The following is a 17,258-nucleotide window of genomic DNA, read 5'->3' as shown; positions in this document are numbered from 1 at the left end:
ACATGAAGGCACGGTCCGCGGACCGTGCCTTGTTTGTTTACTGCATCTCAGAGGTGGATAGAAGGGAAGAGGTCAAGTGAGATAACCCTTGCGTCGTCTCGTTGATCGATGAAATGGTCTCGACCATCTGTCCGAGGTCTTGTTTGTTTCGTTCGAAAGAAAGAACGTATTGGCCCATTTCTTCCTGAACGGTCGAAAAACCAGCTTTGACGGTGCTTAGTTGGCGCATCGCTTCATCGTTCGTCCGATGCATTTGCCCCATTTGCTCGAGGAGGGCCGCGATGTTCGTCTCATTTTCATGAATGAGCGCGTTGATTTGACTGCTCAGTTGTTTTGCGTTCTCCGCAAGTGTGCGTACCTCGGTGGCGACGACGGCGAACCCTTTTCCGTGTTCTCCTGCGCGAGCCGCTTCAATCGAAGCGTTTAAGGCGAGTAAGTTCGTTTGGTTAGCAATTTGTTCGATGCTCTTGGTCATGCTGACAATATCCTGTGAACCTTCTTTTAGGGCGGTAATTCGATCGAGCGAAGTATCGACGTAGGTGGCCGACTGTTTGAACTCTACTTCCATCTGTTCGATTTGATTTCCGTTCGTGTGCGTCAACTTCATCAAATGACGACTCATTTTTTCCGTTTGCTCCGTTTCCGCAAGGACTTGGTGAGCACGATTGCTCGTTTCAGACATGGCGTGTCCGGTTTGTTCCATCGTAGTCGCCACTTCTGTGCTGACACGTGTCACGTCACTCAACAGGGACGCACGAGCTTGATTCGCAGACTCGATTTCATCGAGGCGGGCGTTGACGTATTGTTCGGTGACGATTTGTGCGTCTAAATTCATCGCGTGTGACAACGCTAAGAGGGACTCACTTAAGAGGGCAGGATCGTGTTGATACGTTTCAACCACTTTTGGGATGAGCAACGTATTAAATGTCGAGTACGTCGCCAAGAACCAGACGACAGGCACGGCGAAGTGGTGGTGCGTCTGTCCCATTCGTTTCCGCATTGCCAAGAATTTATCATCGATGTTCCCTGTTAGTAGGCTGCGGAAATAATCGGCGAATACCTTTTTTAATCGTTCTCTTGTGGATGATGCGTTCGCAATCTGTACCATTTCCGGTTGCAGCATTAAGTGGTCGAGTACGTTTTCAAGTACATCGTCAAGTACTGACTCGACGAGTGGAGCCATATCTTGCAGTCGTTTTACTTGAGAGGTCGTGTATCCCATGTAGTGAGTGCGACCATTCAAGCTTGAGTCGGCTGGTTTAGCGATTGTCTGGATTTCAGGAAAACCGGTAGTGGCAACGAAGTGATTGGATGTTGTTTTACGAAAAAGTGCCATATATTTTTCTCCTTCTCTTTCATATCTAAAATGTCATTCTCTTCTATATCGGCAAAAGAGTGAAGAAACTGAGAAGTAAATGTGTTATGAAAGAGGTTCGCAGACGAATGGATCTGGGAAAGGATGACTGAGGAACAGAATATTCAATCTCAATGTAAGGAGTGTATCCCATGAAAAACATGGTTGTCCTATTGACGATTGTCAGTGCTCTTAGTAGTCAAATTCTTCCGCAGATCTTATTTTTATCTATTATGGCAGTCGAAGAAGGTGTCGGGCGTCTCATTCCATTCTTGATTTTTTATGTAGCCAGTATGTCCGGTCTATTATTGTGGGTTTATGTCATTGGACGCCGTGGTTCTAAAGATACCTTTTTAATCGCCTTGGTCGTACTCGTTGTCGGTCTCGTTTGTTTCGTTCTCCCGTTTGAGCGTGCGATTGAATGGAGCGCCTTTTTAGTCGGGGTTGGATCAATTGGAGTCGGGTCGATTATGACGACGATTTTATCGCAATTAAACGAACTGAAACCAGCTGCTGATCCAGATTCAAAAGAAGCTAAAGGAAGCTCCTGGCCGTTGGTTCTGATGTTAGTCGGTTGGATTGCGATATTCTCTTATGCATTGACACAGTCATACAATCTGGCCATCGCTCTCTTTTTGGTCAGTTTGATCCTACCATGGTTTTTTGTTCGGAAATTACCGCTTCAAAAATCGGCGACATGGCAGTTTGAAACTCGTTCTTTTCTCCGTGCCTTCATCGCAGTCACCGTTTTTACGTTGATTAGTCGTCTGCTCAGTCTTTTAGAAGGGGCGCGTGGCTATATCGAAGTATTTGGCTTAATGATTATTTTGCTCGTTTATGTTGGATGGTTATTGTACCAAAAGCGCGCCCGAGACTTTATTGGAGCGAGTCGCACCCGTCAGGTTCAATTGCTGTCGTTTGTGATTGGATTGTTCGGTGGTTGGACGTTAATTGGTGCCGTCTTTGTCAGTCTTGCCTTGTACTCGTTTCAAGTTCTCATTTTTTATGTATTTGTCCCATTTTTAGTAGGCGTCATCGGCTGGATTTTATTTAGTCGTATATTTGATTTCGCACGTCACCCATACCTCGTGTTACTCGTGTCCTCCCTCATTTTTTTCCTAGGATTTATCGAGCCACTTGCGTTCATCCCTGTCTTATTTGTAAGTGGGTATACGCAGACGATGTACTCGAGTGTAAGCCATACGTATCTGTTTGATCAATATGGGGAAAATAAGGAGTTTGCTTCCTTGCTCTTGCAGCTGTGGAAGCGGTTTGGGATGGTCGTTGCGTACTCCTTCTTAATGATTGGATTGTTAGGGTACGGTTTGTACGTTGGGCAGACGGTCAACGAGGAATTATCGTTTCAAATTCCAAAAGCATGGATGTTCGGTGTTCTAGGACTTACGTGGATTTTCAATATTGGATTGATCAGCCTGTACTGGTTCCGAGTTCGTCCGAGTAGAATACATGAATCATAATTTTCCCTAGCTTTTTCATATCGCTTTTGTTTATAATGAGGAGTGATGTTTAACTAGTGACGGAAAAGGAGTGTCCTTTAATGAATAAATCGTTGATTGATTTCGTTTATGAACTTCTCCAAGAAACTGGCGAACAGCCTGTTTCTTTTGATGAGATTCGCGAAAAAATCAAGCAAAACTATACGTTTGCGAGTGAAGAGGAAGAGCTCGAAAAAATCGCACAACTTTACACCGATTTGAACATCGACGGGTTGTTCGTCAACTTAGGAGCAAACCGTTGGGCGCTTCGTGTTTGGTACCCATTCGATAAGTCGGATGAGGATCTCGTCATCGAAGCACGTCAACGTGGTGAACTTGACGAATTCGAAGAAGAGTTCGAAGAAGCAGACGAAGGCATCGTCGATATCGAGGATGACTTGGATGTATTCGCAAAAGTTGAAGACTATGATTCATCTGAATTTGATGATGAGGACGAAGAAGAAAAAGTAGAAGGCCTTGACGATTTCAAGGACGATGACTTGGACGACGACCTCGATATCGAAGACGAGGATGATTTATAAGAGACCGCAAAAAAGCCGGGCATCGCGCCCGGCTAGGCGTGTCTCTTTTTCTTTTTTAGTCGTGTTCATCGACTTGAAAAAAAGAAAAAATAATATCTTGACGACTGCATCGTCTCTGGCGTAAATTAGTCATGGGCTAGTTTAGCACGTAACGATGCAGCAAAAGTGTCCTCCATTTTCGGGGGCACTTTTGCTTTTTTTGTTTTTTCGTTTCCCGATGGTTGGTATTCAAGAGAGGAGAAAGAAACATGACAAAGTACATTTTCGTAACAGGCGGGGTAGTATCTTCGCTCGGTAAAGGGATCACGGCAGCTTCGCTCGCGCGTCTACTCAAAAATCGAGGACTCAACGTCACGATTCAGAAGTTTGACCCATACATCAACATTGACCCAGGTACGATGAGCCCGTATCAACACGGAGAAGTATTCGTCACAGATGATGGCGCTGAGACTGACCTTGACCTCGGACACTATGAGCGCTTTATCGACATCAACTTGTCGCAAAACGCGAACGTCACATCAGGGCGCATTTATTCAACTGTCTTGAAGAAAGAGCGTCGTGGAGACTATAACGGTGGGACGGTTCAGGTCATTCCGCATATCACGAACGAAATCAAAGACCGTGTCTTCCGTGCAGGACGCGAGACGAACGCCGATGTCGTCATCACAGAGATTGGTGGAACAGTTGGGGATATCGAGTCCCTTCCGTTCATCGAAGCGATTCGCCAAGTGAAGAATGACATCGGGAAAGAGAACGTCATGTACGTCCACTGTACACTCGTCCCTTACCTTCGTGCCGCAGGTGAGATGAAGACAAAACCGACACAACACAGTGTCAAAGAGCTTCGCAGCTACGGAATTCAACCGGATATCATTGTCCTTCGTACGGAGCATGACATCCCAGAAGACATGCGTGAAAAAATCGCCCTCTTCTGTGATACGCGCAAAGAAGCGGTCATCGAGGCGCAAGACGCATCGACACTTTATGAAGTACCGCTCAACCTTCAAAAACAAGGAATGGACCAACTCGTCAACGACTACTTCGGTTTCAATTCACCGGCTGCTGACATGACGGCTTGGAAAGAACTCGTCCACACGGTCACACACCTTGAGAAGAAAGTGAAAATCGCACTCGTCGGGAAATATGTCGAATTGCGTGATGCGTATATCTCGGTCGCGGAAGCACTCAAACATGCGGGTTATGCGTTCAACGCGGATATCGACATCGACTGGGTCAACGCAGAAGACGTGACGGCTGAAAACGTCTCAGACATCCTCGGCGATGCGGACGGAATCCTCGTTCCAGGTGGATTCGGTGAGCGTGGAATCGAAGGGAAGATTGAAGCGACACGTTTTGCTCGTGAAAACAACGTCCCATTCTTCGGAATCTGTCTCGGGATGCAACTTGCGACGGTCGAGTTTGCCCGTAACGTCTTGAAGTTGGACGGCGCACATACTGCAGAAATCGATCCGTCGACACCGTATCCGATCATCGACCTTCTTCCAGAGCAAAAAGATATCGAAGATCTTGGGGGCACACTTCGTCTTGGACTTTATCCATGTAAGCTCGAAAAAGGGACGAAAGCGCATGCGGCATACGATCAAGAACTCGTATACGAGCGTCATCGTCACCGTTATGAGTTCAACAACGAATACCGTGAAGCGTTTGAAGCAGAAGGCTTCAAGTTCTCAGGTACGAGCCCAGACGGTCGTCTCGTAGAAATCATTGAGATTCCAGAACACAAATGGTTCGTGGCATCACAGTTCCACCCAGAATTGATTTCGCGTCCAGAACGTCCACAACGTCTATTCCATGACTTCATCCAAGCATCACTTGGAGAATAAGTGATTGAAAGCCACGGTCCATTGCGGACCGTGGTTTTTCTACGTCAAAAGCATGAGAGGGAAAGCGCCTTCGGCAGGATACATCCCTATCACTTTGTGGGTACACTAAAAGTAGAACGGGGAGAGGGTGAGGGCACATGAAAGAACGACATTCGATTTATCTTGGATATGGATTAGGGCTTGTCGCGCTCAGTCTGTTGCCGTTCGTCGTCTTGCCTTCCCTTTTATTGCCGTATCAACTTGGCTGGACAGGTGTTGTTTTACTCGCCCTCTCGGTCGGGTTACTTCGGGCGATTCGGGACGGCTCGAACGTCATCCTAAAGCAGATGTGGAAGATCACGTTCTCTCTCTTCTTGATTTTCGTTCTCGTCTATTATGTTTCATTCGGACTCATCCTTTATGACACATACGGATTGGATCGTTTACTAGAACAATATGAACGACAGGCGGTCTGGGTGTTTGCAGCATTTAGCTTTTTACAACCTATTGCGTTACCCGTTCCGGAAGCGGTCAGCGTGCCGATTGGGAGTGTCGCGCTCGGACCGTTTCGTGCCGCTTTGGTCGGAAGCGTTGCGACGACACTTGGAATCTTTGTCATGTATGGACTGGCCCGATTTGGTCGAGGGCGCATGATTCGTTGGGTCGATGAAGAAAAACTGAAGACGTACGATCGATATGTCGATCGATACGGTCTTGGTGTCTTGCTCGTCTTATTTATCATTCCGATTTTACCTGACGAGGTCATCTGTCTCGCTGCGGGGTTTAGTCGTGTACCGTTTCTGCGCTTTGCGGGTATCGCGTTCGGGGCAAAACTCGTCACGTCGTTCGGACTTGCTTATTCTGTCTCGATTGGACAATTGTTTATGACCGATTCGAGTCCAATCGCGATCGCTTCTGTCATGGCAAGTGTGATTGTCTTGATTCTTGCGTTCATTTGGCGCAAACGAAAAAAAGGAGATTCGAACGGGACACAAGAATAAGGTAAGGACGATTTATAGAGAGGAAGACAACATGCGACAAGATCAAGAAGTGGTCATTCGACCGATTGAAGAACAGGATCTATCACGACTCTGGGAATTGATTTATCGAGATGCGGTACCGGAATGGAAACAGTGGGACGCGCCTTACTTCGAACACAAGTCAAAGTCTTACGAAGAGTTTCAGCAAATCGAGCGATCGTTCATCAAAAAAGAAGACATGTGGGTCATTGAGGTCAGTGGAACGGTATATGGCACGGTTTCCTATTATTTCGAAGATGCCGGACGAGAGTGGCTCGAGATGGGCATCATCTTGCATCAATCCGACCGCTGGAATCGAGGTGTCGGGACGCGTGCCCTTCGTCTATGGACGAAACATTTGTTTGAAACGTTACCGGTCGTCCGCGTGGGATTGACGACATGGTCAGGGAACGAGCGAATGATGCGGGTCGCTGAAAAAGTAGGGATGCAGCTTGAAGGTCGAATTCGTCAAGTGCGTGTCGTGAACGCGAAACGCTACGATTCGATTCGGATGGGCATGTTACGCGAAGAATGGATGAAAACAGGTACGCCGTCTATTTAAAGACGACGTACCTGTTTTGTATGATTTTGTATATATTTGTCGCCATATTGACGATTTCATTCGTGAAGAGTTTGCTACAATCGAATCGATTGAATTAAATAGGAGAGAATAAGAATGAAACGACACATGTTAGTTATTGTGATGTTATTGATTGGGATGGGCACATGGTATTACATCGCGGGAGCCGCCCCGACGATTAAAAAAGTTCCGACACCATCCTTTACCGGACAATACCCCGGGTTACACTTAACGGTAGAGAGTGAACAAGCGAAAAGATATACGACATCAATCTCTGTTCCGAGAACGGATTATGAAATGCTAAACGAGGAGCTGGATGCATTCATTTTAGAAAAGAAAGAAGCATTTCAACACAACCTCACCCCTAGTCACGGTCAAACGGGTCACTTAAATATTCAGACCGATACATATCAAACGAATCAGACTGAATACACGCTAGTCGTTCATACTTATGCATTCACTGGTGGTGCGAATGGTCAAACCACTGTCGACGTATTTCGGATGAACCTTTCGGACGGAACGTTCGTTGAATGGGATGATGTCTTACGTGATGACCAACATGCATTAGAATGGTTCAAGCATAGCGTCATCACACAATTACAACATCAAGAATACGTATTTGAGGATCAGTTACGTGAAGCGATTAAACACCCTAAATCGACGAAGTGGATACTGACGTCCTCTGGTCTAGATGTCATATTTGACGAGTATGAAGTGGCGGCGGGAGCGGCAGGTGTGGTAGAAGTTCATATTCCGATGAAGGAAGTTGAGCCGTTTTTGTTATCCGAATTAGATACGCCCACTGCACAAGAAGATTCTCCAATCATGAGTCCCTCAAATAAGCCGCTTGAACCCAATGGGAAATATGTTGCACTGACGTTCGATGATGGACCCCATCCGATTGTGACACCTCACATTCTTGAGACACTTGAGAAATACCAAGCGCGTGCTACGTTCTTTATGTTAGGGAGTCAGATGGAATTCTATCCTGATGTAGCGAGACAAGTAGCGTTGTCAGGTCATGAGCTAGCAAATCATACTGAACATCACCCGGATTTGACACAATTGTCTGAGAAGGGAGTCAAAGAGGAACTCGAACAGGTTGATGAACGAATTGAGAGGCTTACGGGACAACGCCCATCATTGGTTCGTCCACCATACGGGGCTAAAAATGAAATGATTGAGCAGATCATTCAGACAAAGGAGCAGACCCTTGCACTATGGACGGTCGATTCTCTTGATTGGAGTCACCGTAATGCCGATCAAATGTATCGCTTGATTATGGACAATGTCCATCCAAGTGCTGTTGTCTTGATGCATGATATTCATGAGTCCACAGCTGAAGGGTTGCCGAAAGTTCTCGATGCGCTGAAACGTGAAGGGTACACGTTTGTGACGATGAGTGAGCTCTTGACGTTGAAATAGTAAATGAACCCGCCGTGATAAACGGCAGGTTCATTTTTTTATTTCACTTCTTGATCTTTAATTGGGAACCAACCGGCACGTGTCGTGATGGCGTTCCATAGCGGAGCTGGGACAGCGAGTTCGGCTTGTTTGTTCAAGTCGAGTTCTGTCTCGATCTCGTCTTCGCGGTCCGATTCCACTTTTTCCAGCCATTGTGGATCGATGATCAGTTCGCGACCGAGTGCGGCAAAATCGACGACGTCGAGTGCGTCTTCCACTTGGGCCGGACGTTGGAGTTGCCCGACTCCGATGAGTGGGATGGCACCATTGATTCGATTGGCGATGCGGTCTATCGAACGCTCCGTGACATTCTCGTCACGCATGGAAGCTGTATTGAAGTTCCAGAGAGAAGCGTGAATATAATCGACGCCCTCTTCTAAAATCATATCGAGTAACACATCCGTGTCGTCGAGTGTGATTCCTGGCTCTTCGATTTCTTCCGGTGAGAAACGATAGCCGACTAAGAAGTCTTCTGCATCTGCAGCTGCTTCTTTCACACGACGAATGACTTCGCGTGGGAACGTCAAACGTCCATGAACATCACCGCCGAAGCGATCTTCACGGCGATTTGAGTGCGGTGAGAAGAATTGTTGAATCAAGTAGGTGTTCGCTCCGTGAATCTCGACGCCATCAAACCCGGCTTCGATGGCCCGACGCGTCGCTTCACCGAACGCCTCGATAATGGCTTCGACCTCTGATGTCTCGAGGGCACGTGGTGTGACGGCGCCTTCTCGGACAGGCGCGACAGCACTTGCACTGACAGGTTGTTCGTTCGGGACGAGTTCAGGTGGTGACATCCGTCCAGCGTGGAAAATTTGAAGGATGGCTTTTGCACCTTCCGCTTTTAAACTTTCCGCCAATTGACGGAGACCCGGGATGAATTTGTCGTCATTGACCCCGAATGCGTTCGGGAAACCTTTCCCGTCTTCTGTCACGTACGCGCATGCTGTAATCGCAAGCCCGACGTTTTGCGCCCGTTTCCGATAGTAGGCGAGCTCATGCTCGGATACTTCGCCCGTTGGTTCTGATGAGTAATGTGTCATCGGAGCCAAGACGAGTCGGTTCGGTACTTCGACCCCATTTTTGAATTGAAAAGGTTGTAACATACGTTTCATCTGAAATCCTCCTTCAACATGATACCTTGAAGTCTAAGCTTCTCGACTCAAAAATGCGAGTCGGATGCTTGTGAATGAACACATTACAGATTGCGCAAGCGTAAGAGATGATTGAACTGAAAAGAATAGGGTATAATACAGAAGAAAAGTTGATATTCGGTTCGAGACAATAGAGAGACCACAACAGAAGGGGGAAGCCTTGTTTTTGTTGTGGTCTCTTTTTCTATTCATTGAACCGTACTTACTATAGGAGGGAATAAGATGGAAATCAGAAATTTCTCAGCGAAAGAACGAGCGAAACGATACGAACAACTGACAAGCGAACGTCATGACGTTCTTGTTGTCGGTGGAGGGATAACCGGAGCAGGGATTGCGCTCGATGCGTCGTCACGTGGGATGAAGACAGCGGTTCTCGAAATGCAAGACTTTGCGGCCGGGACGTCAAGCCGTTCGACGAAACTTGTTCACGGGGGACTCCGCTATTTGAAACAATTTGAAGTGGCGCTCGTCGCAGAAGTCGGGAAAGAGCGTGCCATCGTGTATGAGAACGGTCCACATGTCACGACACCGGAACAGATGCTATTACCGATGCACAAGGGAGGCACGTTTGGTCCTTTCTCAACTTCAATCGGACTCATGGTGTATGACTTCCTCGCAGGCGTCAAACGGGCAGAACGTCGAATGATGCTCAAACCGAATGAAGTCATCAAAAAAGCACCGCTCGTCAAAAAAGATGACTTAGTTGGTGGTGGATACTATGTCGAGTATCGGACGGATGATGCACGATTGACAATCGAAGTGGCGAAAGAGGCCGCGAATCACGGCGCGCTTCTTATGAACTATGCCAAAGTGACCGGGCTGATTTACGAGAACGGCAAAGTGGCGGGGGTACACGTCGAAGACCAAATCGATGGGTCGACATATGACGTCTATGCGAAAAAAATCATCAATGCGACTGGTCCATGGGTCGATGAGTTACGGGAAGAAGACAACTCGAAAAAAGGCAAACAGCTTCGTTTGACGAAGGGAATTCACCTTGTCATCGATCAATCGAAATTCCCACTCAAACAGGCAATTTATTTCGACACACCAGACGGGCGCATGGTCTTTGCCATTCCACGCGGAAACAAAGCGTACGTCGGAACGACGGATACGTTCTTTGATAAAAACAAAGCGCATCCACGCATGACGACAGAGGACCGCGATTATATTTTGGATGCAATCCATTATATGTTCCCAGACGTTCATGTCACGGCAGATGATGTGGAATCAAGCTGGGCGGGTATTCGTCCGTTGATTTATGAGGAAGGAAAAGACCCTTCTGAAATTTCACGTAAGGACGAAATTTGGCAGTCAGACAGCGGCTTGATCACGATTGCCGGCGGTAAATTGACAGGGTATCGGAAGATGTCAGAAACGGTCGTCGACCTTGTCGCGAAATTATTAAAAGAAGAAGAGGGCGTCGTCTACTTGGCAAGCCGGACGAAGCATATGCCGATGTCAGGTGGTCACGTCGGCGGATCGAAAGGGTTCAAAGACTTCCTCGAGAAGAAAACGAAAGAACTTCAAAATCACGGTCTCGACGCGGGGCACGCGGAAGAACTCGTCCGTCTATACGGATCGAATATCGATCGTGTCATCGAGCGGATGGACTCGAACGCGTATGACTTGCCAGAGGTCGTCTATGCACAGTTGATTTATGGCATTGAAGAAGAATCGGTCGTACGCGCCATCGACTTCTTGATTCGCCGGACCGGTGCGATGTTCTTTGATATCGATTTCGTCCGTCAACACAAAGAAGGTGTCCTTCGTTGCATGGCCGACGTCTTCAAATGGTCGGATGAGCGTTTGAAAGAAGAGCGTGAAGAAGTGGAGAAGGAGATTGAAATCGCAGTTGTGCCTGTGACTGTCGAATCGTAATGCACTGCATTGCAGGAAAGGTTCATTCTAAATAGGATGAACCTTTTTTGTGTCATGGTTTCATCGATTCGGAATAACGGTATACCTCATAAGTAGTGATTCTTAGATTGAGGGAGAATTTTTTATGAAACGAAACCTCGTTGCCATCCTATTGATTGGCATTCTATTAGTAGTAGGGTGGCGTTATGTCGATCCTAATCGATTGTTAGCCGATGTCTATTATGTCAAAGTCCCAAGTGCAGAAGTGGCGACACAAACCTCGGGTGGTTATCGCTATGATCTCATCGGGTACGACGAGGATGGGAAAAAACGTCCTCTGTCTATTGCCACCACGGGGTTGTTACCGGAAGGGAACTATCTGCGAGTATTTGTGAAAGAAGAAGATGCGGAAGTGACCGACTACGAGCAGGTGAATGTGCTAGACGTACCTGAACAGTTGAAGGAAGAACAGGAAGAAGAGAATTCCGGGCCATCGTTCCCTTGATTTCAAAAGATAGACGTCGCGAAAAAGAGATGAGTTTGGTAAGGTTAAATTGTTTGAATATGGTAAATGATGAATGAAAGAAGGGACATGCATGTCACGGATGTTAATAGCAGATGACCAGGACGGAATTCGTACGATGCTCGCGCAAGTGTTCACGAACATGGGTGTAGACGTGGACACGGCGCAAGACGGCATCAGCGCCTGGGAATTTTTAGAGCGGGAGCAATATGATTTGGTATTGCTCGATATGAATATGCCTCGTATGTTTGGACACGAAGTATTACGTCGCATGCGCGAGAAACAGTTAGACACACCCGTCATGATCATGACGGCATTTGGGGAAGAAACGGTGATTGAAGAAGTGCGTCGTCTCGGGATCACGGCACAATTTGAGAAGCCGTTTGATATTTATGGGATGATTGGAAAAGTGAAAGAAGTCTTGAAAATTTGACGTTTCGTCACCAAGATGACATATGTAAACGCTTGCGCTAAGCCATTTCTATGCCCGAATAGCATAGGCACATGTTTTACGGTGTGTTATAATGGGAACGAATTGCACGGGGGAACTTTTCCCAAACGTGTATAATAGCGAACAGACAGGAGGATGTCATTATGCCATTAGTATCAATGACAGAAATGCTTAACAAAGCATTCGAAGGCAAGTATGCAGTCGGCCAATTCAACATCAACAACCTCGAGTGGACGCAAGCGATTCTTCGCGCTGCGGAAGACGAGAAATCACCAGTAATCCTCGGTGTATCAGAAGGTGCAGCGAAGTACATGGGTGGCTTCACGACAGTTGTCAAAATGGTTGAAGGTCTTATGCACGACTACAACATCACTGTTCCAGTTGCAATCCACCTTGACCACGGTTCTTCATTCGATAAGTGTAAAGCAGCGATCGACGCTGGTTTCACGTCAGTCATGATTGACGGTTCACACCACCCAATCGATGAAAACATCGAAATGACGAAACAAGTTGTCGAGTACGCGCACGCTAAAGGTGCTTCTGTTGAGGCAGAAGTTGGTACAGTTGGCGGCGAAGAAGACGGCGTTGTTGGTGGCGTACAATACGCTGACCTCGATGAGTGTGTACGTGTTGTAAAAGAAGCGAAAGTGGATGCACTTGCTGCAGCACTCGGTTCTGTACACGGTGAATACCAAGGCGAGCCAAAACTTGGATTCAAAGAGATGGAAGAAATCGCGGAAGCGACTAAAACACCACTCGTTCTTCACGGCGGATCAGGAATTCCTGAGCACCAAATCAAAAAAGCAATCGAGCTCGGCCACAGCAAAATCAACGTCAACACTGAGTGCCAACAAGAATGGACTCGTGCAGTACGTGAGAAAGTTGCTGCTGATGCAAAAGTATATGACCCACGTAAAATTATCGGACCTGGTATCGAAGCGATTTATAACGTCGTTACTGGCAAGATGCGTGAGTTTGGTTCAAGCAACCAAGCTTAATCCTGTCCTGAAAGGCTGACTCTTTTGTAGAGTCAGCCTTTTTTTGATGATTTAGGGAACGTATACATATATGGTGAAAAAAAGGGGGAGTCTTTGTGATTTATAACGAGCGACCGACAGAATTGTTTTGGCGAATCTTTTATGTATATGGAGCAGTCGTGTTGATTGGTCTTTCTTTAGCATTAGCCGCTGCCCCACTCGTTTTAATTTATTATTATCCGGTACCTTGGCTTATTCCATTGTTAGTCTTAGTCGCCATCGGTGGGTTTGGGGTGTATTGGTTTACGAACACGTTCCGTCGTTTATTTTGGAAAGAACGGAATCACTCTAGATACGAAATGACCGCAACGAGCATCGAGGGTGTGACGTATCGGCATGAACCGGGCGAGTCGGTCGAGCAATCATTTCCAATCTCAGCGATTCGACAAATCGTCTTCTTCCCGGCGATTGTCCGAAAGACACAGCCGTCTCCGACGGTTCGGATTGGTCGTCCTACGGTAGAGTACACTCCGATGCTATCGATTATGACAAAAGATGATGCCATGGAAATCTTGTTCGATCAACGTGATCTAGTTGCCTTTGATCAATGGATAAAATCTTTCCATGAGCAGGGAATTCCGCTATTTTACACACCAAAAGAATTGTATTGGATTGGTGCGAATATCTCGACACGACGTGAGCGATTTGAACGGTTGAGTCGTCCGGAAGAAATCGTTCCATTTGTCTACACCGGCGATCTTGTAGCAGATGAGCAGAAGGCAGCAACGAATTGGATTGAAACCCACGGATTGGAACGTTTGAAAGAAGGACCACACCAAGCATACTATGTGAAGCAAAGTAAAATTATGAAATGGTCATTTTTCGGGACGCTCGCTGGGATAGGCCTTGTCGTAGGATCGATGCTTGCAATCGCATCGTTGACGTAAAGGGTATAGCAATTCGACATGACTTTCCTCATAATAGAGATTGTAAGCGATCACAAATTAAGGAGGAGACACATATGCGTTTTTTCATTGACACAGCAAATGTGGAAGACATTAAAAAAGCTCATCAAATGGGCGTCATTGGAGGCGTGACGACGAATCCATCGCTCGTCGCCAAAGAAGGTGTCGATTTCCATACAAGACTTCGTGAAATCTGTGAGATCGTCGGGGATCTCTCGGTCAGCGCCGAAGTTATTGCACTCGATGCGTCGGGTATGGTGGAAGAAGGAAAGGAACTTGCCGCCATCGCGCCGAATATTACGGTAAAGGTACCGATGACACCAGCGGGGATGCAAGCGGTAAAACAGTTCAAGGAGCTTGGAATCAAGACAAACGTCACGCTCATCTTTAACGCTAACCAAGCGTTACTTGCGGCACGTGCCGGGGCATCATACGTTTCTCCATTCATCGGACGCTTGGATGACATCGGACAAGATGGGCTTGATTTAGTTGAGACCATTGCGAACATCTTCGCAATCCATGGCATCGAGACAGAAATTATCGCAGCATCTGTGCGTCATCCGGTTCACGTGACAAAAGCTGCACTCCTTGGGGCTGACATTGCCACAGTCCCTTACAAAGTTATCGAACAAATGATGAAACATCCGCTCACAGACAAAGGCATTGAGCAGTTTTTAGCGGATTGGAACAACGCTCAATCCAAATAAGTCCGTCGTAGAAAGGTTTTGATCAGCGTGGAAATTCTCCATATCGTTGGGCAGCAAAAACTAGAAGGAACCGTCGAGATTAGCGGAGCGAAACAGAGCGCTCTCCCTTGCCTTGTGGCTGCACTTCTCACGGAAGAGTCGGTGACGATTGAAAACGTTCCGATGATTGAAGATGTGGAAGTGATGGTCAATTTGTTAAAAGAGTTAGGGGTTCGGGTAGAGCGGGATGGCGAACGAATGACGATTCATTCGAATGAAGCAGTCGCAATGCCTCTCCTCGGTTCTGAGACGCGCAAAGTCCGTGCCGCTGTCTATTTACTCGGGGTCTTCGCGGCTCGCTTTGGAAAAGGGGCGGTTGGGTTACCTGGAGGATATGCGATTGGTCCACGGCCGATTGACTTACATTTGAAAGCGTTGGAACGTCTCGGCATTCATGTTGAGAATGAATCAGGTCTCTATCATGTCCGGGTCGATGAACTTGTTGGGAATCGAATTTACTTGGACTTGCGGTCGTTTGGGGCAACCGTGAGTGCAATGCTTGCGGCTGTTCTAGCGACAGGGACGACGGTCATCGAAAACGCGGCTTGCGATCCGGAAGTCGTCGATGTGGCGACCATGCTCACATCGATGGGTGCACATGTGAGTGGGGCCGGAACGGATGAGATTCGAATTAAAGGGGTGGAACGCCTCCATGGTTGTACGCACACACTCATTCCAGATCGTCTCGAAGCTGGAACGTTCATGATGTTCGGTGCAGTGTCCGGTCGTGTGACCGTCCAACCGGTCATTCCGACACATCTCGAAGGGGTCATTCAAAAACTGTTGGATTTCGGAGCGGACGTCGAGGTCGGTGAGGAGTCAATTACCGTGACGGCGAACCAATTCATGCCAACAGATATTCGGGTGTTCCATTACTCGGGGTATCCGAGCGACTTGCAACCGGTGATGACGGCAGCCTTATTAAAAGCTGACGGAACGAGTGTTGTCACCGATAAATTGTATGCGCAACGATTCCGCCACATCGCCGAGATGCGACGGATGAATGCGCAAATTACACTGGAGGATGCATCGGCTGTGATTCGTGGCGGCAATAAGCTGGCGAACGCAGAGATGGAATGCACCGATGCACGGAGTGCTGCGGCCCTGGTACTGTCAGCGCTCCAAGCTTCTGGTGAATCGACGCTACTACATGCGGAACGACTGAATGATTCGTATGTCGACTTTGTTGGCAAATTAAAACAACTCGGTGCGCTCGTTTGGGTGGAGGAACAAACCGAGGTATAAAGGGGAGATTTCGGGTGGAACGAAGTTTATCGATGGAACTGGTTCGGGTGACAGAAGCGGCGGCACTTGCTTCAGCCCGTTGGATGGGACGAGGATTGAAAGTCGAAGCGGATGATGCGGCAACGACGGCCATGCGCGACGTATTTGACACGATTCCGATGAAAGGGATTGTCGTCATCGGTGAAGGGGAGATGGATGAGGCCCCGATGCTATACATCGGAGAAAAAGTCGGAAATGGCTACGGTTCTCGTCTCGATGTCGCAGTCGATCCGTTAGAAGGGACAAACATCGTAGCGACCGGAACGTGGGGAGCACTTGCGGTTCTCGCGGTCGCGGATGCAGGCGATCTCCTTCATGCTCCAGACATGTACATGGATAAAATTGCCGTCGGACCGGAAGCGGCAGGTCTCGTCAGTCTCGACAACTCGATTGAAGAGAACATTGAAATCGTGGCGAAAGCGAAGAAGAAAAACGTGGAAGATGTCGTCGTCACGATTTTACATCGGGACCGTCACGAAGAAACCATTCAACGTGTCCGCGCGACCGGTGCGCGAATCAAATTGATTCCGGACGGGGACGTCGCCGCGGCCATCAACACCGCTTTCCCGAAAACGGGTGTCGATTTGTTGCTCGGTTCAGGCGGGGCGCCAGAAGGTGTCATCGCTGCAGTCGCAATGAAGTGTTTAGGTGGAGACTTCCAAGGGCGTTTGCTCCCGGAAGATGAAGCGCAGAAACAACGTTGCCATGACATGGGAATCGAAGATACGGATCGAATCCTCCTCCTCAATGATTTGGTGAAAGGTGAAGATTGTATCTTTGCGGCGACCGGCGTCACAGATGGTGAGCTGTTACGTGGAGTCCAATTCACGTCACAAGGCGGACAGACCCATTCGGTCGTCATGCGTGCCAAGTCCGGTACCGTTCGTTTCGTCGAAGGGAACCACTCACTTAAGAAAAAACCAAAAATGGTCATGAAACCAGAATAATCAGAAGTCGTGGATGTGAAAACGTCCACGACTTTTTTGTGGTGAAAGCGTCAGAAAACGGGAATGGATAGTC

16 protein-coding genes are annotated in these 17,258 nt (G+C 47.7%); 14 read left to right on the top strand and 2 right to left on the bottom strand.

The annotated features are described in order from the left end of the window. Positions 1-37 precede the first annotated feature (37 nt). Positions 38-1,336 (bottom strand): globin-coupled sensor protein, encoded by a 1,299-nt coding sequence (locus ACFO4U_RS09230; RefSeq protein ID WP_215243622.1) that lies wholly within the window; start codon positions 1,334-1,336, stop codon positions 38-40. 170 nt (positions 1,337-1,506) lie between these two features. Here ACFO4U_RS09230 and ACFO4U_RS09225 point away from each other — a divergent pair, with 170 nt between their 5' ends. From ACFO4U_RS09225 to ACFO4U_RS09200, 6 genes are all read left to right on the top strand, one after another. Beyond that, on the top strand, positions 1,507-2,832 hold the full coding sequence (locus ACFO4U_RS09225; RefSeq protein ID WP_215243623.1) for a hypothetical protein: 1,326 nt from the start codon (positions 1,507-1,509) through the stop codon (positions 2,830-2,832). Between the two features lie 80 nt (positions 2,833-2,912). After that, positions 2,913-3,392, top strand: coding sequence for a DNA-directed RNA polymerase subunit delta (rpoE, locus tag ACFO4U_RS09220; protein WP_074035668.1), 480 nt, complete (start codon positions 2,913-2,915; stop codon positions 3,390-3,392). Positions 3,393-3,640: 248 nt separating this feature from the next. Beyond that, on the top strand, positions 3,641-5,236 hold the full coding sequence (locus ACFO4U_RS09215; protein WP_074035670.1) for a CTP synthase: 1,596 nt from the start codon (positions 3,641-3,643) through the stop codon (positions 5,234-5,236). 137 nt (positions 5,237-5,373) lie between these two features. Next, complete coding sequence (locus ACFO4U_RS09210; protein WP_214690424.1) at positions 5,374-6,216, top strand: TVP38/TMEM64 family protein; 843 nt, start codon at positions 5,374-5,376, stop codon at positions 6,214-6,216. 31 nt (positions 6,217-6,247) lie between these two features. Beyond that, positions 6,248-6,796, top strand: a complete 549-nt coding sequence (locus ACFO4U_RS09205; protein WP_215243624.1) for a GNAT family N-acetyltransferase — start codon at positions 6,248-6,250, stop codon at positions 6,794-6,796. A gap of 114 nt (positions 6,797-6,910) precedes the next feature. Then, positions 6,911-8,239, top strand: a complete 1,329-nt coding sequence (locus tag ACFO4U_RS09200) for a polysaccharide deacetylase family protein (protein WP_074035676.1) — start codon at positions 6,911-6,913, stop codon at positions 8,237-8,239. Positions 8,240-8,277: 38 nt separating this feature from the next. Here ACFO4U_RS09200 and ACFO4U_RS09195 read toward each other — a convergent pair whose 3' ends face one another. Continuing rightward, positions 8,278-9,393 carry an NADH-dependent flavin oxidoreductase gene (locus tag ACFO4U_RS09195; protein ID WP_196431280.1) on the bottom strand — a complete coding sequence of 372 codons (1,116 nt, stop codon included), beginning with the start codon at positions 9,391-9,393 and terminating at the stop codon, positions 8,278-8,280. A 261-nt stretch (positions 9,394-9,654) separates the two neighbouring features. Between ACFO4U_RS09195 and ACFO4U_RS09190 the strand changes: the two genes are divergently transcribed. The 8 genes from ACFO4U_RS09190 to glpX all read left to right on the top strand — a co-directional run bounded on the left by ACFO4U_RS09190 (position 9,655) and on the right by glpX (position 17,185). Further along, on the top strand, positions 9,655-11,313 hold the full coding sequence (locus tag ACFO4U_RS09190; protein ID WP_031422206.1) for a glycerol-3-phosphate dehydrogenase/oxidase: 1,659 nt from the start codon (positions 9,655-9,657) through the stop codon (positions 11,311-11,313). Between the two features lie 124 nt (positions 11,314-11,437). Beyond that, complete coding sequence (locus ACFO4U_RS09185) at positions 11,438-11,797, top strand: YxeA family protein (protein ID WP_214783691.1); 360 nt, start codon at positions 11,438-11,440, stop codon at positions 11,795-11,797. A 91-nt stretch (positions 11,798-11,888) separates the two neighbouring features. Continuing rightward, positions 11,889-12,248, top strand: a complete 360-nt coding sequence (locus ACFO4U_RS09180) for a response regulator (RefSeq protein WP_074035685.1) — start codon at positions 11,889-11,891, stop codon at positions 12,246-12,248. 161 nt (positions 12,249-12,409) lie between these two features. After that, positions 12,410-13,264, top strand: a complete 855-nt coding sequence (gene fba, locus ACFO4U_RS09175; RefSeq protein WP_159562989.1) for a class II fructose-1,6-bisphosphate aldolase — start codon at positions 12,410-12,412, stop codon at positions 13,262-13,264. Positions 13,265-13,359: 95 nt separating this feature from the next. Then, positions 13,360-14,190, top strand: a complete 831-nt coding sequence (locus ACFO4U_RS09170; RefSeq protein WP_215243625.1) for a hypothetical protein — start codon at positions 13,360-13,362, stop codon at positions 14,188-14,190. A gap of 74 nt (positions 14,191-14,264) precedes the next feature. Then, the gene (gene fsa, locus ACFO4U_RS09165) at positions 14,265-14,915 is read left to right on the top strand and encodes a fructose-6-phosphate aldolase (RefSeq protein ID WP_078147677.1); all 651 of its coding nucleotides are present in this window, start codon (positions 14,265-14,267) and stop codon (positions 14,913-14,915) included. A 27-nt stretch (positions 14,916-14,942) separates the two neighbouring features. Further along, positions 14,943-16,199, top strand: coding sequence for a UDP-N-acetylglucosamine 1-carboxyvinyltransferase (murA, locus tag ACFO4U_RS09160; protein WP_074035691.1), 1,257 nt, complete (start codon positions 14,943-14,945; stop codon positions 16,197-16,199). A gap of 14 nt (positions 16,200-16,213) precedes the next feature. Beyond that, entirely contained in the window at positions 16,214-17,185 is a 972-nt protein-coding gene (gene glpX, locus ACFO4U_RS09155) for a class II fructose-bisphosphatase (RefSeq protein WP_031422214.1), read from the top strand. The last annotated feature ends 73 nt before the right edge of the window (positions 17,186-17,258 follow it).

Source organism: Exiguobacterium profundum, assembly GCF_042652865.1.
GTDB lineage: Bacteria > Bacillota > Bacilli > Exiguobacteriales > Exiguobacteriaceae > Exiguobacterium > Exiguobacterium profundum.
Note: the sequence above shows the minus strand (reverse complement) of the source record. Positions and strands in the feature narration are given on the sequence as shown.